We start from the raw sequence: 25,936 nt of genomic DNA, 5'->3' as shown, positions 1-25,936 counted from the left end.
GGAAATCTGGTTCCATGCTGGCGCGTCTGTCGATCCGTGACATCGTCCTGATCGAACGGCTCGATATCGAATTCGCCACCGGACTTGCGGTTCTGACCGGCGAGACCGGTGCGGGCAAATCCATCCTGCTCGATGCCTTTGCGCTGGCGCTCGGTGGCCGCGGCGACGCCGGCCTCGTGCGCCATGGCGCGGAGCAGGGGCAGGTCACCGCCGTCTTCGATATCGCGAAGAATCATCCTGCGACGAATATCCTCGCCGAGAACGGGCTCGACGACACCGGCGAGATGATTCTCCGCCGCGTCCAGCTCGCCGACGGCCGCACCCGCGCCTTCATCAACGACCAGGCGATCAGCGTGCAGACGCTGAAGGCGGTCGGCGCAGCGCTGGTCGAGATTCACGGCCAGCATGACGAGCGCGCGCTGGTCGATGCCGCCACCCATCGCCGCCTGCTCGATGCCTTTGCCGGCCTCGAGAGGGACGTCGCCGCGGTTGAGGCCCTCTGGGACGCGCGCCGCACGGCCAACGCCGAGCTGGAAGAGCATCGCGCCGGCATGGAGCGCGCCGCGCGCGAGGCGGATTATTTGCGCCACGCCTCCGGCGAATTGAAGCAGCTCGCGCCGAAGGACGGTGAGGAGACCTCGCTCGCCTCGCGCCGCACCACCATGATGCAGGGCGAGAAAATCGCCTCCGATTTGCGCGAGGCGCAGGAGGTCGTCGGCGGCCATAATTCGCCGGTCGCTGCGCTGTCGGCCGCCGTGCGCCGGCTCGAGCGCCGCGGCGTCAACTCGCCGGCGCTGGTCGAGCCCGCGGTGAAGGCGATCGATATCGCGATCAACGCGCTGGAGGAGGCCGACCAGCATCTCCAGGCGGCCTTGGCTGCGACCGACTTCGACCCGGCCGAGCTCGAACGCATCGAGGAGCGGCTGTTCGCGTTGCGCGCCGCCTCGCGCAAATATTCGACGCCGGTCGATGGCCTGGCGGCGCTGGCCGCCAAATATGCCGCCGACGTCGTGCTGATCGATGCCGGAGCCTCGCGCTTGAAGAAGCTGGAGCAGGCCGCAATCGAGGCCGATGCGCGCTATGCGGCGGCGGCGAAAAAGCTCTCGGCCGCGCGGCAGAAGTCGGCCGAGAAGCTCAACAAGGCCGTCAATGCCGAGCTCGCCCCGCTCAAGCTCGAACGCGCGAAATTCATGACGCAAGTCGCCACCGACGAGGCAGCTCCAGGCCCGCAAGGTTTTGATCGCGTCGAGTTCTGGGTGCAGACCAATCCCGGCACCAAGGCCGGGCCGATGATGAAGGTCGCCTCCGGAGGCGAGCTCTCGCGCTTCCTCCTGGCGCTCAAGGTCGTGCTGTCCGATCGCGGCTCCGCCCCGACGCTCGTCTTCGACGAAATCGACACCGGCGTCGGCGGCGCGGTCGCGGATGCCATCGGCGCGCGGCTGGGTCGGCTTGCCGGCAAGGTTCAGGTTATGGCCGTGACCCACGCCCCACAGGTCGCGGCCCGCGCCGACCAGCATCTCTTGATCTCCAAGGATGCACTGGACAAGGGCAAACGCGTCGCCACCCGCGTCAACGCGCTCGCCGCCGACCTCCGCCGCGAGGAGATCGCGCGCATGCTCGCCGGCGCCGAGATCACGGCCGAGGCGAGGGCGGCTGCGGACCGGCTGCTCAAGGCCGCGACGGCTTAAGTGTGTGTCCCGGACGCGCGTAGCGCGAGCCGGGACCCAGAAATGCTGCTCCATGGGCCCCGGCTCTGCAATGCACCGCTAAAGAAGCGCTGCACTGCATCCGGGGAACAACACCTCCGCCCATCTTTACCCTCCCGCCCGCTCCGTCGTATCCAAGCATCATGGCAAGAGCAGCAAAATCCAAAACGCTTCGTGACGTCGCCGACCTCACCAAGGCGCAGGCCAAGATCGAGCACATGCGGCTGTCGCTCGAGATCGAGGGACACAACGAGCGCTACTACCAGGACGACGCGCCGACCGTGACCGACGCCGAGTACGACGCGCTGCGTCATCGCCTTGATGCGATCGAAAAGCGCTTTCCGGAATTCGTCAGCGGGGATTCGCCCTCACAGAAGGTCGGCGCGGCGCCTTCAGGGCGCTTCAGGAAGGTGCCGCATTCCGTTCCGATGCTGTCGCTCGACAACGCCTTTGCCGAGGAGGACGTGCGCGACTTCGTCGGCCGCATCGTGCGCTTCCTGAAGCTCGACGACGACAAGATCAATTTCTCTGCCGAGCCAAAGATCGACGGCCTGTCGATGTCGTTGCGTTACGAGGGGGGCGAACTTGTCACCGCGGCGACGCGCGGCGACGGGGCGGTCGGCGAGGACGTCACTGCCAATATCCGAACACTCGAAGACGTGCCGCAGAAGCTGAAAGGCCGCAACGTCCCTGATATCTGCGAGGTGCGCGGCGAGGTCTACATGACCAAGAAGGCCTTCCTCGCTCTCAACGAACGGCAGAAGGCGGCCGGCGACACCATCTTCGCCAATCCGCGCAATTCGGCCGCGGGCTCGTTGCGGCAGAAGGATCCGGCCATCACCGCCTCGCGTCCGCTCGGCTTTTTCGCCTACGCCTGGGGCGAGATGAGCGCGATGCCGGAAGAGACGCAGACCGGCATGATCCACTGGTTCGAGCGCTGCGGCTTCAAGACCAATCCGCTGACCAAGCTCTGTCACTCCGTGGAGGAGCTGATCGCGTTCCACCAGAGCATCGAGGAAGAGCGCGCCGAGCTCGACTACGATATCGATGGCGTCGTCTACAAGGTCGACCGCATCGACTGGCAGGAGCGGCTCGGCTTCGTCTCGCGCACGCCGCGCTGGGGCATCGCGCACAAATTCCCAGCCGAGCGCGCCATGACGGTGCTCCGCGACATCGAGATCCAGGTCGGACGCACCGGATCGTTCACGCCGGTCGGCAAGCTCGAGCCGATCGGCGTCGGCGGCGTGATCGTGCAGAATGTCACGCTGCACAACGAGGACTACATCAAGGGCATCGGCAACAAGGGCGAGGTGCTGCGCGAAGGGCGCGACATCCGCATCGGCGACACCGTCGTGGTCCAGCGCGCCGGCGACGTGATTCCGCAGATCGTCGACGTCGTCCTCGACAAGCGGCCGAAGAGCGCCAAGGAATTCCAGTTCCCGAAGAAATGTCCGTGTCCGCTGCACACCGACGTCGTGCGCGGGGAGACAGCCGCCGGCGAAGAGGAATCCCGTGCCCGCTGCACCGGCGAGTTTGCCTGCCCCTATCAGAAGATCGAGCATCTAAAACTGTTCGTGTCGCGGCGCGCCTTCGACATCGACGGTCTCGGCGAGAAGCAGCTGCAGTATTTCTTCGATGAAGGATGGGTGAAAGAGCCGTCCGACATCTTCACGCTGGAGAAGCGCAACGCGAGGCTCAAGCTCGAGGAGATCGAGGGCTACGGCGCGACCTCAGTGCGCAATCTGTTCGGCGCCATCGAGAGCCGGCGCAGAATCGCGCTGGAGCGGTTCGTCTATGCGCTCGGCATGCGCCATGTCGGCGAGACCACGGCGCTGGCGCTGGCGCGTGGCTACGGCTCCTGGGATGCCTTCCACGACGCCTGCCTCAAGGTCGCCAAGGGCGACGAGGAGGCTGTGGCGGAGATGGACGCGCTCGACCAGATCGGCGACACCGTGATCAAGAGCATCGCCGATTATTTCGGCGAGAGCCACAATCGCGGCATCGTCGAGCGGCTGACGAAGGAGGTCGAGATCGTCGACGCCGAGAAGCCGAAGAGCAATTCGGCCGTTGCCGGCAAGACGGTGGTGTTCACGGGCTCGCTGGAGAAGATGACGCGCGACGAGGCCAAGGCGACGGCGGAGCGGTTAGGCGCGAAAGTGTCCGGCTCGGTGTCGAAGAAGACGGACCTCGTGGTCGCCGGCCCCGGCGCGGGCTCGAAGCTCGCGGAGGCCAACAAGCACGGCGTCAAGGTGCTGACCGAGGACGAGTGGCTGACGCTGATCGGGGAGTGAGGTCTCTCGGCGTCATTTGCGAGCGTAGCCCGGATGGAGCGAAGTGAAATCCGGGGCTGGTGCCGCCGCAATGCGCACTGACCCGGATTGCGCTTCGCTCCATCCGGGCTACGAAACAGAACGACGGGGAGGCGCGGCCTCTCACATCATCCCCGTCTCTTCTTCCTCCGCCTGTTCGATCAATTCGTCGCTCACCACCATTTCCCGACGGGGGACGATGAAGAGCATTGTCGAGGCGCAGAGCAGCGAGACCGCAAGCACGGCCGAGGTCAGCGGCAGCGTCGTGGCGGAATGGCCGCCGAGATAGGCGCCGAATTGCGACATCAGCGCGCCTATCCCCTGTTGCAGAAAGCCCATCGCGCCTGACGCGGTGCCGGCGGCCTCGGGACGGATGCTGATGGCGCCGGCGGCGGAATTCGCCATCACGAAGGCATTGCCGACCATCACGATCATCTGCGTGCCGAACAGCCAGGCCGGCGCCTCGTTCCAGCCGGTAAAGCTCCAGAGCAGGTTCAACAGGCTGCCGCAGAGCTGCAGGCCGAGCCCGAACCAGATCAGCTTTTCCAGCGAGTGCCGTGGCGCAAAGCGCACGCAGAGCAGATTGCCGACCAGATACGCAAATCCGGTCGTGGCGAACCACGCGCCGTATTCGGCGCTGGTCCGCCCCATTTGCGTCACGACGATATAGGGGCCACCGCCGGCGAAAGTGAAGATGATCTGCGACGCCAGAACCTGGCACATCACATAGCCGATGAAGGCGCGGCTCTTGATCAGTACGCCGACGTCGCTGCGAAAGCCGCCGCTGCCGACCGCGCGGTCGCGGCGCGTTTCGGGCAACGCGATCGCGATGCCGATCGCAACCGCGATCGCGGCGATGGTGACGGCGTAGAAGATCGCGCGCCAGCCGAATGCGGTCTCGATCAAGCCGCCGGTGAGTGGCGAGACCATCTGGCCGATCATCAGGGCGGCGACCACGAGGCTGATCATGGAGGCCACACGGTCGCGCTCGTAGATGTCGCGGATGATGGCGCGGCTGACCACCATGCCGGAAGCGCCGCCGAGCGCCTGGAAGAAGCGCGCCGCGATCAGCTGCGGCAGGGTCTCGGCGAAGATGCAGGCGACGCTCGCCGCGACCATGAGCGCGAGGCCGCCAAGCAGCACCGGGCGCCGGCCGAACTTGTCCGATAGCGGCCCCATGGTCAGCTGCGACAGCGCGATGCCGACCATGTAGAGCGAAACCGTCATCTGCGCGATCGAGATGTCGCGGCCGAACGTCATCGCCAGCACGGGCAGCGCCGGAACCAGGATGTAGAGCGAGATCGGCGCGATCCCGGTCATGACGACCAGCAGCAGCAACACCACGCGCGAGGTCGCGATGTTTGTCGTCGCCGTCTCCGGCGGCCTGCTGATCATGCCGTGCATGCGTGTCCGTCTTTCGAAGTCGAATCGGACTGTAGCGGGCTCGCACAAGACGGATATCGGCGTTTCGGAATGCGGCTATACCGATTCCGGGACTGTTATCATAACAGTGTGCAGGAGGCCGTTGTTTTACGGGCAAACAGCGTCAGGAGCGTGCAAAGCCCGTGGCGGTTGCGGCGAAAGTGGTCAAGCCTTGCGCAAATCGCGTAGCGCCATGCGCGCTACGTCAGCTCCGCCGTGGCCTGATCGAGCCACGCTTTCGTCGTCTCATCCAGCGCGGGTCCCACCTCGGCGCGGACGCGCGCGTGGTAGGCATTGAGCCAGGCGAGCTCTTCCTTGCTCAACATCGCTGCGTCGATGAGCCGGCGGTCGATCGGCGCCAGTGTCAGCGTCTCGAACGCATTCATCGATTTCTCGGCACCCTTGATGTCGGCGGCGACTACCAGCTCGAGGTTCTCGATGCGGATGCCAAAACCGTCTGTCTTGTAATAGCCCGGCTCGTTGGAGAGGATCATGCCGCGCTTCAGCGGCGTGGTGCCGAGTTTCGAGATCCGCGCCGGGCCTTCGTGCACACTGAGATAGCTGCCGACGCCGTGGCCGGTGCCGTGCTCGAAATCGACGCCGGCGGCCCAGAGATATTGCCGCGCCAGCGTGTCGAGCTGCGCGCCGGTGGTGCCGTCGGGAAACACCGCGCGCGCGATCGCGATATGGCCGCGCAGCACGCGGGTGAAGCGGTCGCGCATCTCATCCGTCGGCTCGCCCACTGCCACGGTGCGGGTGACGTCGGTGGTGCCGTCTTCATATTGCGCGCCGGAATCGATCAACAAGAGATCGCCGCGCGCAATCCGCCGGTTGCTCTTGCGGGTGACGCGGTAGTGCACGATGGCGCCGTTCGGACCGGTGCCGGAGATGGTCGGGAACGACACGTCCTTCAGTGCGCCGGTGTCGCGGCGGAACGTCTCCAGCGCCTCGACCGCGTCGATCTCGGTGAGCTTGCCGCTTGGTGCCTCGCGATCGATGAAGGCGAGGAAGCGCGCGAGCGCGATCGCATCGCGGCGGTGTGCCGTCTGCGTCCCCTTGATCTCGGTCGCGTTCTTCACGGCCTTCAGGAGCGCGATCGGATCGCTGCCCCGCACAGGCTTGCCGCCGCCGCCTGTGATCAGCCGGCTCAGCGCGTCGGCCGCGGTGGCGTTGTCGAGCGCAATCGCGGCGCCGCTCTTGGCGAGTGCCATCAGCGTCGGCGTCAGCGCATCGGGTTCGCGGACGTCGGCCGATTGCTCGAGATGGTCACGCGAGAGGTTGGAGAGCTTGCGGTGGTCGATGAACACGGTCGGCCGGCCGATCTTGGGCACCAGCGCGTAGGACAGCGGCAGCGGCGTGTGCGCGACATCGGCGCCGCGGATGTTGAAGGTCCAGGCGACTGCATGGCTGTCCGACAGAACCAGCGCGTCGACGGCCAGCTTGTCGATCTCGCCCTTGATCTGGGCGATCTTCTCGGCCTCGGCGACACCGGCATATTGCAGGCCGTGGACCGCGACCGGTGCGACCGGCGGCTGCGGCCGATCCTGCCAGACCGCGTCGACCGGATTGCTGTCGACCGCCACCAGTTCGGCACCGGCCTTGGCGCAGGCGGCCGAGAGGCGCTCGGCTGCTGCAAAAGTGTGCAGCCACGGATCAAATCCTAGGCGATCGCCGGACTTGAGATGCGCCGAGACCCAGTTCTCCGGCGGCGGATCGATCAGCGACTCCACCGCCCAAGCCTTGGCGTCGACCTGCTTGGCCGCCTGGATCGTGTAGCGGCCGTCGACGAACAATGCGGCTTCCTGGGTCAGCACGACTGCGAGTCCCGCCGAGCCGGTAAAGCCGGTCAGCCAGGCAAGCCGCTCTTCGGAGGGCGCCACATACTCATTCTGCTGCTGATCGGCGCGTGGAATCACGAATCCGGTCAGCTTGCGGCGGGCGAGTTCTTCACGGAGTGCGGCGAGCCGCGCCGTCAATGCGACGCCGGCCTCAGCCTCCTCGAATGTCTGGAAGTGTGCTTCGAACATGGCTCAGTTTAGGATCATGGAGATCAGTCCGCAATGTAGACGCATTTGCCATCTCAACTGGCATGGACTGTGCTTGAAAAAGTGCCATTCGAATTGAGTGGAGTAAAGGATGCAGCAGTTGCGCTTCGTCCGAATAACAGGGAAATTCGAGCAAGTGGTTCATCTCAACGGCGAGGGGACACACGATGCCAGCGTTCACGTTTGAGAAGATTTCGCCGCCGGTGCGCCGCGCACCCGCAGCTGCGACACCGAAGAAGCCGCGCGGCCTCATCAGCCAGATGATGGACCGTGTCGCCGAGCGTCGCGCGAGGCGTGCTTTGCGACCTCCGGCGCGCTCTGACGAGAAGCCGTCAAAGTAGCCAAGTCGACGATGCCGTAGGGTGGGCAAGGCGCAACGCGCCAGGCCCACGATCTCTCTCGGATTGCCGTTGCGATGGTGGGCACGCTTCGCTTTGCCCACCTTACGGCACCTCGCTCACCCCATCTTCCGCAGCAACAGACTGCTCCACCCCTCGATCCGCAGATGCCGCAACGGCACCAGGCCGCGCGCGCGGTAGGCGGCAATTACGGCGGGGGCCTGGTGGGTCAACAGGCCCGAGAGGATGACGCGCGCGCCAGGCGCAAGATGTCGCGTCATCGGACCTGCCAATTGGCGTAACGGATTGGCAAGGATGTTGGCCAGCACGAGGTCGAACGGGCCGCTTTTGGCAAAGTCCGGCGCAGCAAAGCCAGTGGCCCGGATCACCCGCACATATTGGCCGGCTTCGTTCAGGGCCGCATTCTCGGCGGCGACCCGCACGGAAGGCGGGTCGATGTCGGAGGCGAGCACCACACGATGCAGTGCCTTCGCCGCCGCGATCCCCAGCACGCCAGTACCGGTGCCGACGTCGAGCACGTGCTTCGGCCGCGCGTGTTTCAGGACATGGTCAAGCAGAAGTAAACAGCCACGCGTGGTGCCGTGGTGGCCGGTTCCGAACGCGAGCGCCGCCTCGATCTCGATGGCGAGCTTGTTTGGTGCCACGCGGTCGCGGTCATGGCTGCCATGGACGACGAAGCGCCCGGCCGGGACCGGGACGAGGTCTTCGAGGCTCGCCTTGACCCAGTCCTTGGCCTCGATTGTGTCGAAGACAAGCGTGGCCGCGATGTCATTTCCTGCTGAGTTCGTAACGAGTTCGCGGAGCAATTCCTGATCCGGCGCCTCGGCAAAATGCAGCGTGACGTCCCATTGTCCATCCGGCCGCTCGAAGGCGGCAACGGCAGCATCGCCCTCGAAAATGACCTCGGTCAGGACATCGACGACGCGCTTGGCGGTAGCCTCGTTGCCGACCGAAAAGCTGGCGCGATGGGTAGGGGAAGGCTGCATTCTAGGGTTCCGTCGAGTTCAATTTTTGAAGCTTTTGTTCCAAATTTCCGCATAACTTGCAATTTCGGGGTTAACTTGACCGTAGGTTGTGCCCCCGTACTTTGCCGGATGTTGGAACCAACCAACACACCCTGGAATAGAAATGGAGGCGAATCTTGAAGCGCATGGTTTCGAAGTTCTGGTCCGATGAGTCCGGCGCGACCGCGATCGAATACGGCCTGATCGCGGCCGGTATCGCGCTGGCGATCATCACCGTGGTGAACAGCCTGGGCACCAGCATGAACGACAAGTTCGGTTCGATTAGCAGCTCCTTGAAGTAATTTCTGCCTCCCATTTCCCAGCGGGGGCCACTTTCTTCATAGACGGCTTTTTCGACGACCGCCCGCTGGGGAATTGCCCTCTGGCGGGCGATGCCGTTTTGGGGGGAGGCTCAGTTTGAATTGGGTGGCCTAAAGCCAGAGACCAATTGGATATGAATATCTTGGGCGATTATCTGGCGCGCCCATCCAGCCTGATCTTCCGCTATCAGTTTTGCGACCAGCAACTCGTCGACAATCGAGGCGGCCACTTGCTCGCTCCAGCGGATATCCTCTGCGTTTTGCTTTTCATCGATCATGCGAGGCGCTCCCCAATCTCCACAATCCGTCAGCCTGTTGCCCGCGTGTTGTCTACCGACTTATCCCATCATTTGCTCAACGCTTGTCCACAGCTTGTCCCGAACCTTTCCTGGTCAGTCTGTCTCCGATGTTCACTCCCGAAACACAGCTCTGCCAACATGCCTGTCCACAGCCCATCCACAGCCCTATCCACGGCTTGCGAACAGGCCGCGGTGATCCCGCAAGATCGCTTGCGCCGCGTTGTGGCCGGGCGCGCCGGTGACGCCGCCGCCGGGATGGGCGCCGGAGCCGCAGTGATAGAGGCCCTTCAGGGGCCCGCGATAATCGGCATGGCCCAGCATCGGTCGCGCCGAGAACAGCTGGTTCAGTGTCAGCGCGCCATGAAAAATGTCGCCGCCGAGCAGGCCGAATTGCCGCTCGAGGTCGAGCGGGGAAAGGATCTGGCGGCCGAGCACGCTTGCCGCAAAGCCGGGCGCGTAGCTGTCCACCGTCGCGATCATGAGATCGGCGACCTCGTCGCGATAGTCGTCCCAGGACTTGCCGTCGGGCAGCTCCGGCGCGACGTGCTGGCAGAACAGGCTTGCGACGTGCTTTCCTTCGGGTGCCAGCGTGTCGTCGAGGGTCGAGGGGATCAGCATCTCGACGATGGGTGATCTGCTCCAGCCCTGCGCCCGCGCATCGAAATACGCACGGTCCATATAGCCGAGATCAGGCGCCAGGATGATGCCGGAGGTGAGGTGATCGCCGTCGCCCGGCAGTGCCGTGAACGAGGGCAGGCGGTCGAGCGCCACGTTCATGCGGAACGCGCCGGAGCCGTTCTTCCAGTGGCGGATGCGGGTGAGGAAATCTGCGGGCAGGGCGTCGGCAGCGATCAGCCGCGTGTAGAGCAGTTTTGGATTGACGTTGGCCGCGACATATTTTGCGCGAATGGTTGAGCCGTTCTCCAGCACCACGCCGACCGCGCGGTCGCGCTCGACGATCACCTCGCGCACGCCGGCATCAAGGTCGATCGTGACGCCGCGCCCGCGCGCGGCGCGCGCCATCGCCTGCGTGATCGCGCCCATGCCGCCGATGGCATGGCCCCAGACGCCCTTCTTGCCGTTCACCTCGCCGAAGGCGTGATGCAGCATGACATAGGCCGAGCCGGCGGCGTAGGGGCTCGCATAATTGCCGACGATGGCATCGAAGCCGAACAGCGCCTTGACCAGATCGTGCTCGAAGCGCTCGTCCAGCATCTCGCCGGCCGAGCGGGTGAAGAGATCGAGCAGGCTGCGGCTTCTCTCTAGCGTCAGGCCGCGCAGGATGTTGGCCGTCGTCAATGCATTTGCGGCCTCGCGGATGGCGCCAATGCCAAAACTGCCGAGCAGGTTCGGTGGCGCGCGCAGCACGAATTGCCGCAGCACGTCGGCGATGTCTTCAAGTTCGCGCGAAAATCCGTCGAGCGCATCGGCATCGCGCGCGCTGAGCCGCGCCACGGCCGCTTTTGTCCGGCCCTCGCCGGTGAGGAGATAATTGCCGTCAGGGGCTGGCAGGAAATTCTGCGCGCGCCGCTCGACCACGCGCAAGCCCTGTTCGGCAAGGCCCAGATCGCGGACCACCTGCGGGTTGAGCAGGCTCACGGTGTAAGCCGCGACGGAATTGCGGAAGCCCGGATGAAACTCCTCTGTGACCGCCGCCCCGCCGACCACCTTGCGGCGCTCGACGACGTGCACGCGCAAGCCCGCCATTGCGAGATAGGCCGCGCAGGTGAGGCCGTTGTGGCCAGCGCCGATGATGACGACGTCGGTTTCGCTCATGATTGATTTCAGAATGTTCCGTGGTCGTTCCGGGATCGCCCGAAGGACCCGGAATGACGTTCTATATCAGGCGTTTCTCGACGCAACATCACAAGACCATTTATTGCCCGTTCAGGCGCGGTGTGCTCCATTGCGCGCGGCCGGCGCCCGCCGGAAGTAAGCCGGAGCTCCCATGGATTCGATCGTGCAACCCGCCGCCACGGAGCAGCCGTCCTCGTCGCGCAACCGGCTGTTGCTGACGGTCTACACCGCTGCGATCTTCGTCAGCGCGCTCCTGCTGTTCTCGGTGCAGCCGCTGTTCACGAAAATGGTGCTGCCGCGGCTCGGCGGCTCGCCGGCGGTGTGGTCGGTGGCCATGGTGTTCTTCCAGTCGCTGCTGCTCGCAGGCTACGCCTATGCGCATCTGCTGATGCAGGTCAAAAACCGGATCGTTCCCGTCGTGGTGCATCTGGTGCTGCTGATCGCGGCCTTCGCCACGCTGCCGCTTGGCATCGCCGTCGGCTATGGCGAGCCGCCGGCGTCAGGCTACGCATTCTGGCTGCTCGGCCTGTTCGTGATGTCGATCGGGCTGCCGTTCTTCGCGCTCGCCGCCAACAATCCGCTGCTGCAAGCCTGGTTCGTCCGCACCGGCCATCCCGACGGGCACGATCCCTACTTTCTTTATGCCTCTTCCAACATCGGCAGCTTCCTCGCGCTGTTGTCCTATCCGTTCCTGCTGGAGCCGATGTTCACGCTGCATACGCAGAATCGGCTGTGGACTAGCGGCTATGGCCTTTTGATCCTGCTGATCGCGGCCTGCGGCGTGCTGTTGCTGCGTTCGCCGAAGCTGGCGGTGGCCGACGCGCGAACCGAGGACGCAAACGCGCCGGCGCCGACGCTGGTGACGCGGCTGCGCTGGATCTTCCTCGCCGCGGTGCCGTCCGGCCTGCTGATCGCAGTCACCGCGCATATCTCGACCGACGTCGCGGCGGCGCCGCTGCTGTGGGTGCTGCCGCTGTCACTGTATCTGCTCACCTGGGTGGTGGTGTTCCAGTCGCGGCCGCTGTTGCCGCACAAATGGATGCTGATGCTCCAGCCGGTCGCGATCGCGGGAATCGTCTTGCTACTCGCCTTCGGCGGCGAGCAGAATTTGCTGCTCACGCTCGGCGGCCACCAGCTCTGCTTCTTCGTCATTGCCATGGCCTGTCACGGCGAACTGGCGCGGACGCGGCCCGCAGCCAAGTATCTCACCGGCTTCTATGTCGCGCTGTCGTTCGGCGGCATGGTCGGCGGCCTCTTTGCCGGCCTCGTCGCGCCCTTCACCTTCTCCTGGATCGCCGAATATCCGATCCTGGTCGCGCTCGCCGCGCTGTGCCGGCCTTCAGTGAACGAGCGTCTTGCGGCCATCGTGAGATGGTACTGGCTGGCGCTTGCCGTGCTCGCGGTGGCGCTTGTTGCGCCTTCTTACATGACCGGGGATATTTCAGCCTGGTTCGAAGATCACCGTGTCTGGGTTGCCGGCGCCGTCGGCGTGCTGGCAGCGCTTCTGGCGCTCGCGGTCAACGCCGATCGCTGGAAGATCTTTGCCACTGTCGCGCTCGCGCTCGCATTGATCCGGTTCTATCCTGCGGACGAAGGTCGCGTCACGACCGTGCGCAGCTTCTTCGGCGTCCACAAGATCGTGGTGACGCCCGGCGGCTATTTCCACGTGCTGATGCACGGCACCACCATTCACGGCGCCGAGCGTTTCCTTAACAATGACGGCACGCCGGTCACCGGCCGGCCCGAGCCGATCACCTATTACCACAAGGACGGTGGCATCGGTCAGGCCATCACCGCGATTCGCGAGCGCAAGGGCGCGCCGTTGAAGGTCGCGGCGATCGGTGTCGGCTCGGGCACGCTCGCCTGCGCCGCGGAGCCCGGCGAGGACTGGAAATTCTTCGAGATTGACCAATCCATGGTCGACGCAGCGCGTGATCCGAAGAATTTCCGGTACATCTCGAGCTGCCTGCCGGATTTGAAGCCGGTGATCGGGGACGCGCGCCTCACCTTCGCCAGAGAGCCCGACGGCGTCTACGATCTCATCATCGTCGATGCCTATTCGTCGGATGCGATCCCGATTCATCTGGCGACCGAAGAGGCGATGAAGATCTACAAGGACAAGCTCGCGCCACATGGTGCCGTGGTGATGCACGTCTCCAACCGGCATCTCGATCTCGAGCCCGTCGTGGTCGGCATTGCCGATGCCAACGATCTGAAGAGCTGGGTCTACGATGAGGATTCTGGCCGCGACGCCGACTACATCTTCTCCACCGATGTCGTCATCTCTGCGCGCGAGGCTGATGACGTCGGCAAGCTCGCCTCCTCCAAGCAGTGGGAGGAGACCGACGCGGACGAGAAGGTGCGGGTCTGGACCGACGACTATTCGAACATCCTCGGAGCGTTATACCGGCGTTTGCGGTTCGGCGAGCAGTAGCTCTTCGTGCCCCGGACGCAGCGCAGCGCTTCTTCAGCGGTGCGCTGCAGAGCCGGGGCCCATGTCTGCTGGGTCCCGGCTCTGCGTCGCGTCATTTCATGCCGCGCCGCGTCCGGGACATGAGATCATCTAAGGGCTACGGCTCGACCGGTGTCCCTGCCGGCAACGCAATTCCCTTCTCGCCGGCGATCTGCCGCAACAGGTCCGGCCGGTCCGAGATGATGCCGTCGACGCCGATCTCGATCATCCGCGCCATGTCGTCCGGCTTGTTGACGGTCCAGACCACCACGCGCAACCCTAGCGTATGGGCTTCAGCGACAAGCGCTGCGGTGACGTCGCCGAAATAGGGTGACCACACCGCGCCGCCTGCGGCCTTGATCGTGCGTGGCAGCGAGCCGCCGTGATCGGCCGGGCTGTAACCCGCCGTCCAGCTGGTTGCCTTGTCGAGGACGATGGTCGGCGCCGAGCCGCGCTCGAGCGTCAGATATACGGTTGGAATCGTCGGGGCCTGCTGCTGGACCAGCAGCAGGGTTCGCCAGTCGAACGACTGGATCATGACGCGGTCGGAAAACTTTTCATCTCGGATCACCCCGAGCAGCTTCGCGACGAAGGCCTGCGGCTCCAGCGACTCATCCGGATGATCCGGATCGATCTTGGTCTCGATATTGAAGCGCACGCGTTCGTTGCCGGATTTGCGCACCAGCGCGAACAGCTCCTTCAGCGTGGGAATGCGGGTCCCCGGCACGGCGCGCTGGTCGGAAAATTGCTTCGCATAGGCACTGTCCGGCCGGATTTGGCCGACGTCGTAGGTCCTGACATCGGCGAACCGCAACTTCACGAAAGGCGTGCCGGGCGCGGCGACATAGGCGCCATTCGCATCCCTGGCGAGATCGGGATTGAGCCCGCGCTCATGCGACACGACGACCTCGCCGTCGGCGGTCACGCCAACGTCGAGCTCGAGCGTGTCCACGCCCATCGTGAGCGCGTTGGCGAAGGCCGGCAGGGTGTTTTCCGGCATCAGCGCCCGCCCGCCGCGATGCGCCTCGAGATCGAAAGCCGAATCAAGAGCCATGGCCCCTCCTGCACCGAGAAGACAAATTGTGCCGAGCAATAGCGCAAGACGGAATGACATCGTGAACCGCGCCGGGCAAGAGGGAGCGGCTTCCGCCGCAATGCCATATCGACCAATAGTCGGCATCAGCTGCGCCGTCCACCCGGCGAGGGCGGAGGGCAGGGCGAAGGCAGCGAATTGCGCAGGGCGGTCGTGCGCTCAGCGGTCGGGCACCGAGGCCGCAAGCTGGTCGATGGTGGGGTGCGGCTTCGACAGGCGCGGCATGTTGAAAGGGCTGTCGTCTTCGCCGAGGTCGTTCAGGAAATCGTCGACCGCGCTGCCGATGAAGCCCTTGACCTGGTCCGAGCCGCGGTCGCTGAGATCATTGTGCTGGAATTCGGTCCTGACCACCTGGATGCCGGCCTTGGCGCAGGTTTCATCGTCGGGGACGACGCCGGGATCGGCCTTGAATTGCGGATCCTTCGAGCGGAAGGACAGGATCTTGACCTTGCCGTCGGTGACGAAGGGCACGCGCAGATTGTCGAGCGTGACGACCTTCTTCACGAGATCGGGATGCAGCTTGGCGAAATACATCGAGATGTCGCCGCCATTGGAATGTCCCACCAGGGTCAGATGGCGGTAATCCGCATTCGGGTACAGCTTCTTCAACTCGTCGATCGTGAAAAGGATGTTGGCGATGCCGCGGTTGTATTGCGAGCGGCGGCCGACATATTCCTCGCTGGCCTTTGTCACCATCGGATCGTCGGTCGAAAGATCGTGCTGGATGCTGACGACCAGATAGCCGCGGGCGGCGAATGTGTTGGTGAGGAACGAATACTCGGTGTGCCTGACCGTGTTGCCGTGGCTGAGGATCACGACCGGAAGCTCGATCATTTCCGCGATCGCTTCCATTTCGCGGTCGCGCCGGACGGAGACCTCCACGGTCACGTCGCGGTCGCCGCGCAGAATGTCGGCGAACGCCATGGTGCTGTGGTGGATCGCCCATTTGCCTGCAATAAAATAGAAGAAGCCCATCAGCGCCGCGGCTGAGGCGAAAACGGCAATGCCTCGCTTCATGACAGTCTCCGCATCCACAGTTCAAATCGCGCGGGGTGGGACGCCGTGTCTTGCACATGCCGATGGTCGTCCGTGCTCGACGCTATTGCCGGCCTTTTACAATTGGATGACTGGCCGTCCACCCGAAGCCGAGCCACCGCCTGCTCTCGCAAAAGTGAGGGAAGCGCCGCTTGGGCCAGCCGTTTTCGCCTGAGGCGACATGTCGTGGGCACGTTGCCGCGATGACTTACCGTCGACAGGGCCGGCGGGCGCCCGTATGGTCCGAAAATTGCGATTTGACGCGCGTGACCGGATTTTCGCATGAGCCGCGCCCGCTTGTTCGCCGCCCTTTTGCTCGCGGCCCTGACCGTATCGAAGCCAGCCACCGCCCAGCGCGGCAGCGATTTTGACTCGCTGCTGGCTCAGATGAATACCGCGACGCAAGGAGGGCATTGGGCCGAGGGGCTTGCTGCCGCCCAGAAGCTCGAATACCTGGTGCGCCGCCGCCAGGGTGCCGACAACATGAATTATGCCGGCGTGCTGCATAATGAGGGCATGTTCCTGCACAATCTCGGCCGCTTCGGCGAAGCCGTCGACAAGCTCAACGCTGCGCTTGCCATCAAGCTCCGCAACAGCGACGTCGCCTCGACGCTGCGCACCTCCAACATTCTGGTCGGATCGCTTGGCATGCTCGACCGGCGGGCGGAGGCGACGACGGTGGCCGAGCGGGCGCTGGCGCTCGGCACCAGTGCGTTCGGCGCCAATGATGTCCGTCTTTCGGACACTCTGGCGGCGCTCGGTGGATTGGCGCGCGACAAGGAGAACTACACGGAAGCCGCCGGCTATTTCGAACGCGTGCTCGCCGGCCTGCAGGCCGCGAATGCGCCGCCGCTCGACATTGCGTCCGCCCTGGACAATCTCGGCGATGTTTACGGCTTGCAGGGGCGCTTCAGCGACGGCGAGCGGATGCTGAAGCAGGGACTTGATCTGCTCGACCGCAGCTTCGGCGGCAATGCCGAGGCCGCGGCGAACTACGACAAGATGCTCAACGATCTCGGCAACCTCTATCTGGATGCAGGTCGTCTGACCGATGCCGAAGCCACGATGCGGCGCGCACTGGCGATCACGCGGGCGCGCAGCGGCGACGCGCATCCGAATGTCGCCGCCACCATGGGCAATCTCGCGACGGTGCTGGAGCACGAGGCGCGCTATGGAGAGGCCGAAAAGCTCTACCAGCAGACGCTGCAGGCCTATGAGCGGATCTACGGGCCGAACCATCCGACCACGGCGATCGGGTTGAACAATCTCGCCAACGTCTATTCGGCGCAGGGCAAGAACGAGGCGGCCGCCGGGCTACAGGAGCGTGTGCTCGCGATCGAAGAGAAAGCCTTCGGCCCCGATAGCCCTGATGTTGGACGCGCCCTCAACAATCTCGCCAACAGCTATGCGAGCCTCGGGCGCAACGATCAGGCGCTCGGCCTCTACCGCCGCTCGCTTGCAGTGATGGAGCGCAAGTTCGGCGAAGGCAGCGGCCCGAGCGCGCTGGCGGCCGGCTCGCTGGGACAGGCCTTGATGGATGCCGGCAAGACGGACGAAGCCCGGCCGTACCTGGTGCGTTGCCTCGAGATCGACGAGCGCGTACTTGGCGGGACGCACCCGCAACTGATCAAGGATCTGCGCGCCGTCGCGCTGCTTGACCTCAAGGCGGGTAACCTGGCTGAGGCGCGCAACCGGCTCGACCGGGCGCTTGCGATCGCGCAGGACAAGCTCGGGCTTCATCACCAGGACACCATCGCGACCCTGATTAATCTGGCCGACATCGATCGCCGCGAGGGCAAGTGGGCGGACAGTCTGGCGCGGCTGCAGCTCGCCGCGACCGCGCTCAACGCGCAGCGCAATGCGCAATTCACCCGTTTCACCGAGGTCGATCCGTGGCTGATCGATGCGATCTGGCGCGTTGCCGACGGCAAACCCGATGCTGCGGCCAGGGATGAAGCTTTCGGCGCGGCGCAGCGCGCGCATGAGACCAAAGCGGGGGCCGCATTGTCGCAGATGGCGGCCCGCTTCGGGGCCGGCAATGACGCGATCGCCGCACTGGTGCGGCGGCAGCAGGATCTGAAGGCGAGCCTCGACACGCTCGACAAACGCGTCACATCCGAGCTTGGGCAGGCCGACGGTAGGCGCAACGATACCTTGCTTGCGAACCTGCGCGCGCAGACGGCGCAAACGCAGAAGTCGCTCGACGATGTCACGGCCCAGCTCGACCGCAGCTTTCCCGCCTATGCCGATTTGTCCAATCCGCAGCCACTGTCGCTTGCCCAAACGCAGGGGTTGTTGAAGCTGGATGAAGCGCTGGTCGTGTTCATCGTGCTCGGCGACAAGACCTACGTCTTCGCAGTGACGCGCGAGGCGAGTGCGCTGCGTCAGATCGTGCTTGGTAGCCGTGAGGTCAGCGACCGCGTCGCGCATTTGCGGCAGGGGCTCAGCGATCCCGAGACGGCCCAATCGTCATTCGACCTCGACGCGTCCTTCGAACTTTACAATGGGTTGTTCGGTCCGATCGCGGCGGATATCGCCGGCAAGCCGAAACTGCTGATCGTCCCGGCGGGTGCGCTGACCAGCCTGCCGTTTCAGGTGCTGGTGACGAAGAAGCCCGATAGGGCGTCCGCGGATCGCTACCGACAGGCGGCGTGGCTACTCGACGAGCGCGCCATCACGGTGCTGCCCTCGGTGCCGAGCCTGCGCGCGCTGCGCAGCCTGGCCAAGGACTCGCGGGCGCAAAAGCCATTCATCGGCTTCGGCGATCCCGTGTTGCAGCGATCGCCCGGCGACAAGCGGCCAGGGCGCAATGTGCAGCCCTACCAGAACTACTATGACGGCACCGCCGTCGATCTCGACCGCCTGCGCACGGGACTGCCGGCGCTGCCGGAAACTGCGGGCGAGCTCCGGGCCGTGGCGAAGGCGCTCGGTGCCTCGCCGCAGGACGACGTCAAGCTCGGTGCGGCTGCGACCGTGACCAGCGTCAATCAGCTCGCGCTCGATCAGTACCGCGTCGTCGATTTCGCCACTCATGGGCTCGTCGCGGGCGAGGTCAATGGTCTCAGCGAGCCCGCGCTGGTTCTCACGCTGCCGGACCGGCCAACCAGCGACGACGACGGTCTGCTCACGGCAAGCCGGATTGCTAAGCTCAAGCTCGATGCCGACTGGGCTGTGCTGTCGGCCTGCAACACGGCCGCGGGCGACAAGCCCGGCGCAGAAGGCTTGTCGGGTCTTGCGCGCGCCTTTTTCTATGCTGGTGCACGCGCGCTGCTGGTTTCGCACTGGCCGGTCGATTCCGATGCGGCGGTGCGCCTGACCACCGGCGCCTTCTCCGAGCTCAGCGCACATCCCGGCATCGGCCGCGCCGAAGCGCTGCGGCGCTCGATGAAATCGCTGATTGCGGATCGGTCGTCACCGCGTAACGCCGACCCGGCCGTATGGGCGCCCTTCGTGCTGGTCGGCGAGGGCGGTTGACGGCGGCCGCGAAGAGGCGAAACTGGTTTGCAAAAAGACCGGGAGCGATTCACATGCGGCTCATCCTCATTGCAACGATGGCGGCTCTGATGGTTGGACAGGCGGCGGCCAAGGATGTGCTATCGGGCGAGAGCCTGTATGCCGATGTGGCGCGCTACGCCTCCTTCGGCCTGCACCGCTTCGGCTCGCCCGGCGATCGCGCTACGGCCGACTGGATCGCAGGCGAGCTATCGGAGGCCGGCTTCGCGATCAAGTTCCAACCGGTCGTGCTCGGCCGACAATATGTCGCGGAACGGGCGAGCGCGGAGACGGCCGGCACGGCCGTGGAGGCGACGCCGTTCTGGTGGCCGCCCGAGGACAGGGCGAGCTTCCATCTCTCCGCGCCGCTCGCACGCGATGGTGACGTCGCCGGCAAAATTCTCTGGGTCGATCTGCCGTTCGATCGTGGCGCCTATCTCGGTCCCGCTCATCGCGCGGCGATCGCTGAGGCCGCCGCCAGGAAACCCGCCGCCATCCTGCTGATGATCGGCAATCCCGCCGACGACCGCTTTGCCTACAACGTCACCCAGGAAGACGCACCCTGGCCGGTGCCGGTGATGGTGGTCGGTGCCAAGGCCCGCGGTACGTTCGAGCGTGCGCTCGCGTCGGGCGCGCCAGTGACGCTCGACGTTGCCGGACACTACGAGCGCAACGTCTCCGGCCGCAACGTCATCGCCGAGACCGGCATCGGCCGCGGACCGACCATCGTCGTCTCCACGCCGATGACCGGCTGGTACAGCTGCGTCTGCGAGCGCGGTCCCGGCATTGCCAATTTCCTCGCGCTGGCGCGAACCGCGGCGGCGGAGAAATGGCCGGCGCATTTCGTCTTCATCGCGACCGCCGGCCACGAGATTGGCCATGGCGGCATGGAGTTGTTCTTGAAAGACGGCGCCCCTGCGCCGAAGGACACGCTGGCCTGGATCCACTTCGGCTCGTCGAACGCGTGCTACGGCTTTGCAGAAGGCGTGCGCACCAAACGGCCCGAGGAGGAGCGCTATCTCGTGTTGAGCAAGTCATCCGTCGTGCTGACCGATGAGACCTTTGTCGCGGTCGCGGCAAAACGTCTGGTGACGGAGAAGCAGGCGGTCGGCGAGCTGCGCGACGTGCATGCGGCGGGCTACGCCAATTTCCTCGGCATGGCCGGCCGCCATCAGACCTTCCACACGCCTGCAGACGATCTTACCGCGACCGGGCCCGATATCCTCGAGCCGGTCGCCCGTGCCTTCGTCGATGCTGTGCGGAAGATTGTCGAACGCGGCGACGCCGCGTTCAGATAACCTCAGTTTTGGTAATAATTGCGCGGCTGATAGTACTGGCGCGGCTGTTGCTGCTGCTGATAGTAGCCCTGCTGGCCATACGCCGGATCGTAGCCGTAGTTCGGCTGCGGTTGCGGCAGCTGCTGGTAGACCTGCGTGCCATAGGGGCGGGCGACCGGGCGCGGCGCCGGGTAACGTGCGCCGGTGTCGCTGCCGTCGGCGGGATAGATGTAGTTGTTGTCCTGCGGCATGTAGCGGCGGGCGGGCTGCATCGGCGGTGTCAGATTCACGGGATCGCCTGTCGTCGCGTACTGCTCCTCAGCCGGCTGCTGGGCGCGGGCCACCGCATTATTGGCCCGGCCCCGCGGGTTGCGGGCCAGTGCCACCTGTGCCGAGCCTGTCAGCGTCACCGTGGTGTTGAGTACGCCCTGCTCCTGCACCAGCGCGTAGAGCGTCGAGGCGTTCTGGCGTGACAGTCGCACGCAGCCGTGCGAGGCGGGTGTGCCCAATCGTCCGACCGAGTCGGTGCCGTGGATGGCGTGCCCGACCTTGGTGAAGAAGATCGAGTGCGGCATCGGCGCGTCGTCGAATTCCTTGGAGTAGTGATCCTCTTCCATGCGGAAGGCACGGAACGAACCGCCCGGCGTCTCGCGCGAGGGGATGCCGGTCGACACCGGCCAGTGGTAGCGGGTGACACCGTCGACCACGACGGTCATCTGCTGATTGTCCTTGTCGACGGTAATGTCGACCTTGGCCTGCGCGGTGCCCGCGCTCAAAAGCATCAGGGAAGTGAACGCAATGAAAAAGGAACGCATTTGAATTCCGGCCTCCGGCCTGTTCGCGCTAGAGCATGATCCGGAAAAGTGTGTAGCGGTTTTCCGAAAAGATCATGTTCAAACAATAACACCGCGGCTCTCCGTCCCCCGGCGTGCACTATGCCTGCAATCCGGCTTTCGTTCCAGCGGCCTGCCCACCCATCGTTAACGTCATGCCGGGCGTAAGCAAGGCCGCTTTGTGCCACGTCGGCTCTCGCGATGCTGACATTTTCGCGAGCGGGAGCTGCATTCACAACGCCGACAATTCGTCACAAAGGCGCAACCATTCGGCCGCTTGGGGCGTTGAACACGGCCTACCAATTTGCGGCTGTCACAGCCGTCTAGTCCCGGGGACTCAAGATGAACAAAGCCCATATCGCCGCCGCGCAATTGCCGGCGGGTCTGCCCGTTCGCCTGCTCTTCGCGGGCGCCGCCGTCCTTATTGCCCTGGCTTGCCTGCCGCAAGCCGGCCACACCCAGGGCATCGTGCGTGGCGCCCAGGAAGGTTCTTACGAAGGTAACCGCATCGCCGGTCCCGTGGGTGGCGCGGTCGGTGGTGTCGTTGGCGCCGGTGTCGGTGGCGCGGTTGGCGCCGTCGACGGCATTTTGGGGATCCCCTATCACGGCCACCGCCATTGCCGCGGGTACTACGACGGCTATCACCACTTCCGCTGCTATCGGTGATGTCGCTGTAGCCCGGATGGAGTGAAGCGCAATCCGGGGCTCTTGCCTGAGGTGGCGGCGGTCCCGGATTTCGCTGCGCTCCATCCGGGCTACGGGTCGTCCGTCAGTTCTTCAGCCGATACCCGGTCCGGAAAATCCACCAGATCACGGCCAGGCAGATCACCAGGAACGCCAGCGTCATGCCGATGCTGACGGCGACGCTGACGTCGGCGATCTCGTAGAAGCTCCAGCGGAAACCGGAGATCAGGTAGACGACCGGGTTGAGCAGTGCCACCGTGCGCCAGGTCTGCGGCAGCATGTCGATGGAATAGAAGCTGCCGCCGAGGAAGGTCAGCGGCGTCACCACCAGCATCGGGATCATCTGGAGTTTTTCGAACCCGTCGGCCCAGATGCCGATGATGAAGCCGAACAGGCTGAAGGTCACAGCCGTCAGCACCAGGAAGACCAGCATCCAGACCGGATGATGGATGTGCAGCGGCACGAACAGGCCGGCTGTTGCCAGAATGATCAGGCCCAAAATGATCGACTTGGTCGCGGCAGCGCCGACATAGCCCAGCACGATCTCGAAATAGGAGATCGGCGCCGACAGGATCTCGTAGATCGTGCCGACGAATTTCGGGAAGTAGATGCCGAACGAGGCGTTCGCGATGCTCTGCGTCAGCACCGAGAGCATGATCAGGCCAGGCACGATGAAAGTGCCGTAGCTGACGCCCTCGACCTGGCTGATGCGCGAGCCGATCGCGGCACCGAACACCACGAAATAGAGCGAGGTCGAAACCACCGGCGAGACGATGCTTTGGAGCAGCGTGCGCCAGGTGCGTGCCATTTCGAACAGATAGATGGCGCGGACAGCGCGGTAGTTCATGACGTCCTCACGAGGTCGACGAAGATGTCCTCGAGCGACGATTGGGTCGTGTCGAGATCGTTGAAGCGGATGCCGGCATTGCGGAGGTCACTGAGCAGGCTGGTGATGCCGGTGCGCTCGCCCTTGGTGTCGTAGTCGTAGACCAGCGTCGCGCCGCTGTCGCAGAGGTCGAGCTCGTATTGAACGAGGCTTTCCGGCAGCGCGCTGAGCTTGCCTTGCAAATGCAGCGTCAGCCGCTTCTTGCCGAGCTTCTGCATCAGGGTCGCCTTGTCCTCGACCAGCACGATCTCGCCCTTGTTGATGACGCCGATGCGGTCGGCCATCTCCTCGGCCTCCTCGATGTAGTGCGTGGTGAGGATGATGGTGACGCCGGATTGCTGAAGCGTACGGACCACCTCCCACATTCCCTTGCGCAGCTCGACGTCGACGCCCGCGGTCGGCTCGTCCAGGAACAGGATCTGCGGCTCGTGCGAGAGCGCTTTCGCAATCATCACGCGGCGCTTCATGCCGCCGGAGAGCGTGATGATCTTGTTGTCCTTCTTGTCCCAGAGCGACAGGTCCTTCAGTACCTTCTCGATATGGGCCGGGTTCTTCGGCTTGCCGAACAGGCCGCGGGAGAAGCTCACCGTTGCCCACACGCTTTCGAACGCGTCGGTGTGCAGTTCCTGCGGCACGAGGCCAATCAGCGAGCGCGCCTTGCGATAGGAGGTCTGGATGTCCTCGCCGCCGACGAGGACCTTGCCCTCGCTCGGATTGGCGATGCCGCAAATGATGGAGATCAGCGTGGTCTTGCCCGCGCCGTTCGGACCGAGCAGCGCAAAAATCTCGCCGCGCTTGATGTCGAGATTGACGTTTTTGAGCGCCTTGAAGCCGGACCCATAGGTCTTCGACAAATTGGCGACGGAGATGATGGAGGACATGATGGCCGGTCGGGGGTGGGGGGGATGCGCCGGAACCCGCACCTTGGCGGGCGGAAGACCGGCGGAGCCCTGAAATAGGAATGGCCTTGCCCGGTCGCAATTGGCGAGAGAAAAATGGTCTCAAAACAGGCGCTTCAATGGCAGGTTTCGGGCAGGTGTTGCGCGATGGTCACGGATTGCGGCTAAGATCGCTGTTCACGCGGCTCTTTGTTGCGTCTGCGAGCAGGCCGTGGCTACGATTCCGGCCAATCGCGAAGCGTATGTCCCCAGGGAAAAGATCGATGAGACCGAACGGCCGTCACACCGCCGGCGCCAGCCAGTTGTCTACTCTCCGCATGTGGGCGGCCTGCCTGCTGCTGCTGTCAGTTATTGCCATGAGCCCGACCACCGCCAAGGCGGCGCCGAGCCAGGCCACCGCGACGACGCATGTCTATCTGCTCCGCGGCGTGCTCAACATCTTCTCGCTAGGGCTCGACACGATCGGCGCCCGCCTCCAGGCGCAGGGCATCCCGGTGACCGTCGCGAACTTCGTGTCCTGGTCCTCGCTCGCCGATGAGGCCGCAACCAACTACAAGGCCGGGCGGCTCAAGACCATCATCCTGGTCGGACATTCCTCCGGCGCGACTGCGCTGCCCGACATGATCGCCAAGCTCAACCAGCTCGGCGTGCCCGTGAAGCTCGCGATCGGGCTCGACTCCGTGTTCAAGACCAAGCTGTCGACCGGCGCCGAGCGCTACATCAACATCTATATCGGCGACGGTCCGGGTGAGCCGGTGCGGGCCGCGAACGGCCTGCGCGGCAAGCTCGACAATGTCGATGTGCGCGGCAGCGGCGTTGGCCACATCACCATCGACAAGAACGAGGCAATCCAGCGCCGCGTGATCGCCGAGATCGACGCCGCGATCTCCCGCTCGCGCGGTCCGGCTGGACCGATCGCCGAACCCCGCGCGCCGCGGGCTGCGCACTCGGCGGCGGCAGCGGCTCCGGCGAGGAATTGAAGATTTTCGCCTGTAACGGCTGATGTCATCATGCCGCCGTCGACTTGATTGTCGACGGCGGCATTGTCTTATCCGCACTGCTGCCGGGATGTGGGAGGGCGGCTCAGCCGAGGAAATTGCGAATGGCGTCCGCAATCTCCCTTGCGTGCGTTTCCAGCGCGAAATGTCCGGTGTCGAAGAATTTGACCACCGCGTTGGGATTGTCGCGCTTGAACGCTTCGGCACCGGGCGGAATGAAGAACGGATCGTTCTTGCCCCAGACCGCCAGGAACGGCGGCTTGTGCGTGCGGAAGTAATTCTGGAATGACGGATAGAGCGCGACATTGCTCTTGTAGTCGCCGATCAGATCGAGCTGCACCTCGTCGGAGCCCGGCCGCGCCAGGTAGAAATTGTCGAGGTTCTGGCCGTCCGGTGACACCAGCGTCACGTCGGAAACGCCATGCGTGTACTGCCAGCGTGTCGCCTCCGGCGTCTGCATGGCGCGCAACGCCTCGCGATTGGCCGGCGAGGGATCCTGCCAATAGGCCCGGACCGGAGTCCAGTCCTCACTCAGCCCTTCCTCATAGGCGTTGCCGTTCTGCGAGATGATGGCCGTGATCCGTTCGGGATGGTTGAGCGCAAGCCGCAAGCCCGTCGGCGCGCCGTAGTCGAAGACGTAGACCGCAAAACGATCAAAGCCGATCACCTCGGTGAAGCGCTCGATCACCCGCGCGATATTGTCGAAGGTGTAGCTGAAGGTTTCGCGCGACGGCATGTCGGACTGGCCGAAGCCGGGGAGGTCGGGCGCGACGATGTGAAACTTGTCGGCCAGCAGCGGGATGAGGTCGCGGAACATGTGGCCCGCGCTCGGGAAGCCGTGCAGCAGCAGGAGCTTCGGTGCGCCGACGCGGCCGGCCTCGCGATAGAAGACCTTGAATCCATCGACATCGGCGGTGCGGTAGGTGGTCAGGGTCATGACCGTCTCCATTTTATTGTAACCTGTTAATTGGCTTTATTGAGGTTACGTCTCGTTGAGTAACTTGTAAAGCGCATTTTTAGAGGTTA

The 25,936-nt window shown here is 64.5% G+C and carries 20 protein-coding genes; 9 read left to right on the top strand and 11 right to left on the bottom strand.

What is annotated here, in order from left to right:
- The first annotated feature begins 14 nt into the window (after window positions 1-14).
- Window positions 15-1,688 carry a DNA repair protein RecN gene (recN, locus tag ACLFLU_RS31905; protein ID WP_426408684.1) on the top strand — a complete coding sequence of 558 codons (1,674 nt, stop codon included), beginning with the start codon at window positions 15-17 and terminating at the stop codon, window positions 1,686-1,688.
- A gap of 161 nt (window positions 1,689-1,849) precedes the next feature.
- Window positions 1,850-3,997, top strand: coding sequence for an NAD-dependent DNA ligase LigA (gene ligA / locus ACLFLU_RS31900; protein WP_426408683.1), 2,148 nt, complete (start codon window positions 1,850-1,852; stop codon window positions 3,995-3,997).
- A 141-nt stretch (window positions 3,998-4,138) separates the two neighbouring features.
- On the opposite strand, the gene ACLFLU_RS31895 is transcribed toward ligA, so the two are convergent.
- Both ACLFLU_RS31895 and ACLFLU_RS31890 read right to left on the bottom strand, forming a co-directional pair.
- Window positions 4,139-5,419, bottom strand: coding sequence for a multidrug effflux MFS transporter (locus ACLFLU_RS31895; protein ID WP_426408682.1), 1,281 nt, complete (start codon window positions 5,417-5,419; stop codon window positions 4,139-4,141).
- A 218-nt stretch (window positions 5,420-5,637) separates the two neighbouring features.
- Window positions 5,638-7,464 carry an aminopeptidase P family protein gene (locus ACLFLU_RS31890; RefSeq protein WP_426408681.1) on the bottom strand — a complete coding sequence of 609 codons (1,827 nt, stop codon included), beginning with the start codon at window positions 7,462-7,464 and terminating at the stop codon, window positions 5,638-5,640.
- A gap of 185 nt (window positions 7,465-7,649) precedes the next feature.
- Between ACLFLU_RS31890 and ACLFLU_RS31885 the strand changes: the two genes are divergently transcribed.
- On the top strand, window positions 7,650-7,823 hold the full coding sequence (locus ACLFLU_RS31885) for a hypothetical protein (RefSeq protein ID WP_426408680.1): 174 nt from the start codon (window positions 7,650-7,652) through the stop codon (window positions 7,821-7,823).
- Between the two features lie 116 nt (window positions 7,824-7,939).
- Here the strand turns inward: ACLFLU_RS31885 and ACLFLU_RS31880 are convergent, their stop codons facing one another.
- Window positions 7,940-8,827, bottom strand: a complete 888-nt coding sequence (locus tag ACLFLU_RS31880; protein WP_426408679.1) for a 50S ribosomal protein L11 methyltransferase — start codon at window positions 8,825-8,827, stop codon at window positions 7,940-7,942.
- Between the two features lie 164 nt (window positions 8,828-8,991).
- Here ACLFLU_RS31880 and ACLFLU_RS31875 point away from each other — a divergent pair, with 164 nt between their 5' ends.
- Window positions 8,992-9,147: a Flp family type IVb pilin gene (locus ACLFLU_RS31875; protein ID WP_426414119.1), complete on the top strand. Its 156-nt coding sequence runs from the start codon at window positions 8,992-8,994 to the stop codon at window positions 9,145-9,147.
- Between the two features lie 110 nt (window positions 9,148-9,257).
- Here the strand turns inward: ACLFLU_RS31875 and ACLFLU_RS31870 are convergent, their stop codons facing one another.
- Window positions 9,258-9,443 (bottom strand): hypothetical protein, encoded by a 186-nt coding sequence (locus tag ACLFLU_RS31870; RefSeq protein WP_426408678.1) that lies wholly within the window; start codon window positions 9,441-9,443, stop codon window positions 9,258-9,260.
- A gap of 186 nt (window positions 9,444-9,629) precedes the next feature.
- Window positions 9,630-11,240, bottom strand: a complete 1,611-nt coding sequence (locus ACLFLU_RS31865; RefSeq protein WP_426408677.1) for a phytoene desaturase family protein — start codon at window positions 11,238-11,240, stop codon at window positions 9,630-9,632.
- Window positions 11,241-11,412: 172 nt separating this feature from the next.
- Between ACLFLU_RS31865 and ACLFLU_RS31860 the strand changes: the two genes are divergently transcribed.
- Window positions 11,413-13,695 carry a spermidine synthase gene (locus ACLFLU_RS31860; RefSeq protein WP_426408676.1) on the top strand — a complete coding sequence of 761 codons (2,283 nt, stop codon included), beginning with the start codon at window positions 11,413-11,415 and terminating at the stop codon, window positions 13,693-13,695.
- A gap of 136 nt (window positions 13,696-13,831) precedes the next feature.
- Here the strand turns inward: ACLFLU_RS31860 and ACLFLU_RS31855 are convergent, their stop codons facing one another.
- Together ACLFLU_RS31855 and ACLFLU_RS31850 are read right to left on the bottom strand one after the other, a co-directional pair.
- On the bottom strand, window positions 13,832-14,767 hold the full coding sequence (locus ACLFLU_RS31855) for a glycerophosphodiester phosphodiesterase (RefSeq protein WP_426408675.1): 936 nt from the start codon (window positions 14,765-14,767) through the stop codon (window positions 13,832-13,834).
- 198 nt (window positions 14,768-14,965) lie between these two features.
- On the bottom strand, window positions 14,966-15,823 hold the full coding sequence (locus tag ACLFLU_RS31850) for an alpha/beta fold hydrolase (RefSeq protein WP_426408674.1): 858 nt from the start codon (window positions 15,821-15,823) through the stop codon (window positions 14,966-14,968).
- Between the two features lie 300 nt (window positions 15,824-16,123).
- Between ACLFLU_RS31850 and ACLFLU_RS31845 the strand changes: the two genes are divergently transcribed.
- Together ACLFLU_RS31845 and ACLFLU_RS31840 are read left to right on the top strand one after the other, a co-directional pair.
- Complete coding sequence (locus ACLFLU_RS31845; protein WP_426408673.1) at window positions 16,124-19,315, top strand: tetratricopeptide repeat protein; 3,192 nt, start codon at window positions 16,124-16,126, stop codon at window positions 19,313-19,315.
- Between the two features lie 53 nt (window positions 19,316-19,368).
- On the top strand, window positions 19,369-20,631 hold the full coding sequence (locus ACLFLU_RS31840; RefSeq protein ID WP_426408672.1) for a hypothetical protein: 1,263 nt from the start codon (window positions 19,369-19,371) through the stop codon (window positions 20,629-20,631).
- 2 nt (window positions 20,632-20,633) lie between these two features.
- Here the strand turns inward: ACLFLU_RS31840 and ACLFLU_RS31835 are convergent, their stop codons facing one another.
- The gene (locus ACLFLU_RS31835; protein ID WP_426408671.1) at window positions 20,634-21,425 is read right to left on the bottom strand and encodes a L,D-transpeptidase; all 792 of its coding nucleotides are present in this window, start codon (window positions 21,423-21,425) and stop codon (window positions 20,634-20,636) included.
- Window positions 21,426-21,785: 360 nt separating this feature from the next.
- Here ACLFLU_RS31835 and ACLFLU_RS31830 point away from each other — a divergent pair, with 360 nt between their 5' ends.
- Window positions 21,786-22,109 (top strand): hypothetical protein, encoded by a 324-nt coding sequence (locus tag ACLFLU_RS31830; protein WP_426408670.1) that lies wholly within the window; start codon window positions 21,786-21,788, stop codon window positions 22,107-22,109.
- A 103-nt stretch (window positions 22,110-22,212) separates the two neighbouring features.
- On the opposite strand, the gene ACLFLU_RS31825 is transcribed toward ACLFLU_RS31830, so the two are convergent.
- Together ACLFLU_RS31825 and ACLFLU_RS31820 are read right to left on the bottom strand one after the other, a co-directional pair.
- On the bottom strand, window positions 22,213-22,974 hold the full coding sequence (locus tag ACLFLU_RS31825) for an ABC transporter permease (protein ID WP_426408669.1): 762 nt from the start codon (window positions 22,972-22,974) through the stop codon (window positions 22,213-22,215).
- On the bottom strand, window positions 22,971-23,894 hold the full coding sequence (locus ACLFLU_RS31820; protein ID WP_426408668.1) for an ABC transporter ATP-binding protein: 924 nt from the start codon (window positions 23,892-23,894) through the stop codon (window positions 22,971-22,973). Before ACLFLU_RS31820 ends, ACLFLU_RS31825 begins: the two co-directional genes overlap by 4 nt.
- A gap of 281 nt (window positions 23,895-24,175) precedes the next feature.
- Here ACLFLU_RS31820 and ACLFLU_RS31815 point away from each other — a divergent pair, with 281 nt between their 5' ends.
- Window positions 24,176-24,892: a hypothetical protein gene (locus ACLFLU_RS31815; protein WP_426408667.1), complete on the top strand. Its 717-nt coding sequence runs from the start codon at window positions 24,176-24,178 to the stop codon at window positions 24,890-24,892.
- Window positions 24,893-24,995: 103 nt separating this feature from the next.
- Here the strand turns inward: ACLFLU_RS31815 and ACLFLU_RS31810 are convergent, their stop codons facing one another.
- On the bottom strand, window positions 24,996-25,847 hold the full coding sequence (locus ACLFLU_RS31810; RefSeq protein WP_426408666.1) for an alpha/beta fold hydrolase: 852 nt from the start codon (window positions 25,845-25,847) through the stop codon (window positions 24,996-24,998).
- Between the last annotated feature and the right edge of the window lie 89 nt (window positions 25,848-25,936).

This window comes from Bradyrhizobium ganzhouense, assembly GCF_049949285.1.
GTDB lineage: Bacteria > Pseudomonadota > Alphaproteobacteria > Rhizobiales > Xanthobacteraceae > Bradyrhizobium > Bradyrhizobium ganzhouense.
Note: the sequence above shows the minus strand (reverse complement) of the source record. Positions and strands in the feature narration are given on the sequence as shown.

What these genes read in the sequence shown, in the direction of transcription:
- recN (WP_426408684.1), top strand. Translation starts at nt 15, where the DNA reads ATGCTGGCGCGTCTGTCGATCCGTGACATCGTCCTGATCGAACGGCTC.
- ligA (WP_426408683.1), top strand. Translation starts at nt 1,850, where the DNA reads ATGGCAAGAGCAGCAAAATCCAAAACGCTTCGTGACGTCGCCGACCTC.
- ACLFLU_RS31895 (WP_426408682.1), bottom strand. Translation starts at nt 5,419, where the DNA reads ATGCACGGCATGATCAGCAGGCCGCCGGAGACGGCGACGACAAACATC.
- ACLFLU_RS31890 (WP_426408681.1), bottom strand. Translation starts at nt 7,464, where the DNA reads ATGTTCGAAGCACACTTCCAGACATTCGAGGAGGCTGAGGCCGGCGTC.
- ACLFLU_RS31885 (WP_426408680.1), top strand. Translation starts at nt 7,650, where the DNA reads ATGCCAGCGTTCACGTTTGAGAAGATTTCGCCGCCGGTGCGCCGCGCA.
- ACLFLU_RS31880 (WP_426408679.1), bottom strand. Translation starts at nt 8,827, where the DNA reads ATGCAGCCTTCCCCTACCCATCGCGCCAGCTTTTCGGTCGGCAACGAG.
- ACLFLU_RS31875 (WP_426414119.1), top strand. Translation starts at nt 8,992, where the DNA reads ATGGTTTCGAAGTTCTGGTCCGATGAGTCCGGCGCGACCGCGATCGAA.
- ACLFLU_RS31870 (WP_426408678.1), bottom strand. Translation starts at nt 9,443, where the DNA reads ATGATCGATGAAAAGCAAAACGCAGAGGATATCCGCTGGAGCGAGCAA.
- ACLFLU_RS31865 (WP_426408677.1), bottom strand. Translation starts at nt 11,240, where the DNA reads ATGAGCGAAACCGACGTCGTCATCATCGGCGCTGGCCACAACGGCCTC.
- ACLFLU_RS31860 (WP_426408676.1), top strand. Translation starts at nt 11,413, where the DNA reads ATGGATTCGATCGTGCAACCCGCCGCCACGGAGCAGCCGTCCTCGTCG.
- ACLFLU_RS31855 (WP_426408675.1), bottom strand. Translation starts at nt 14,767, where the DNA reads ATGGCTCTTGATTCGGCTTTCGATCTCGAGGCGCATCGCGGCGGGCGG.
- ACLFLU_RS31850 (WP_426408674.1), bottom strand. Translation starts at nt 15,823, where the DNA reads ATGAAGCGAGGCATTGCCGTTTTCGCCTCAGCCGCGGCGCTGATGGGC.
- ACLFLU_RS31845 (WP_426408673.1), top strand. Translation starts at nt 16,124, where the DNA reads ATGAGCCGCGCCCGCTTGTTCGCCGCCCTTTTGCTCGCGGCCCTGACC.
- ACLFLU_RS31840 (WP_426408672.1), top strand. Translation starts at nt 19,369, where the DNA reads ATGCGGCTCATCCTCATTGCAACGATGGCGGCTCTGATGGTTGGACAG.
- ACLFLU_RS31835 (WP_426408671.1), bottom strand. Translation starts at nt 21,425, where the DNA reads ATGCGTTCCTTTTTCATTGCGTTCACTTCCCTGATGCTTTTGAGCGCG.
- ACLFLU_RS31830 (WP_426408670.1), top strand. Translation starts at nt 21,786, where the DNA reads ATGAACAAAGCCCATATCGCCGCCGCGCAATTGCCGGCGGGTCTGCCC.
- ACLFLU_RS31825 (WP_426408669.1), bottom strand. Translation starts at nt 22,974, where the DNA reads ATGAACTACCGCGCTGTCCGCGCCATCTATCTGTTCGAAATGGCACGC.
- ACLFLU_RS31820 (WP_426408668.1), bottom strand. Translation starts at nt 23,894, where the DNA reads ATGTCCTCCATCATCTCCGTCGCCAATTTGTCGAAGACCTATGGGTCC.
- ACLFLU_RS31815 (WP_426408667.1), top strand. Translation starts at nt 24,176, where the DNA reads ATGAGACCGAACGGCCGTCACACCGCCGGCGCCAGCCAGTTGTCTACT.
- ACLFLU_RS31810 (WP_426408666.1), bottom strand. Translation starts at nt 25,847, where the DNA reads ATGACCCTGACCACCTACCGCACCGCCGATGTCGATGGATTCAAGGTC.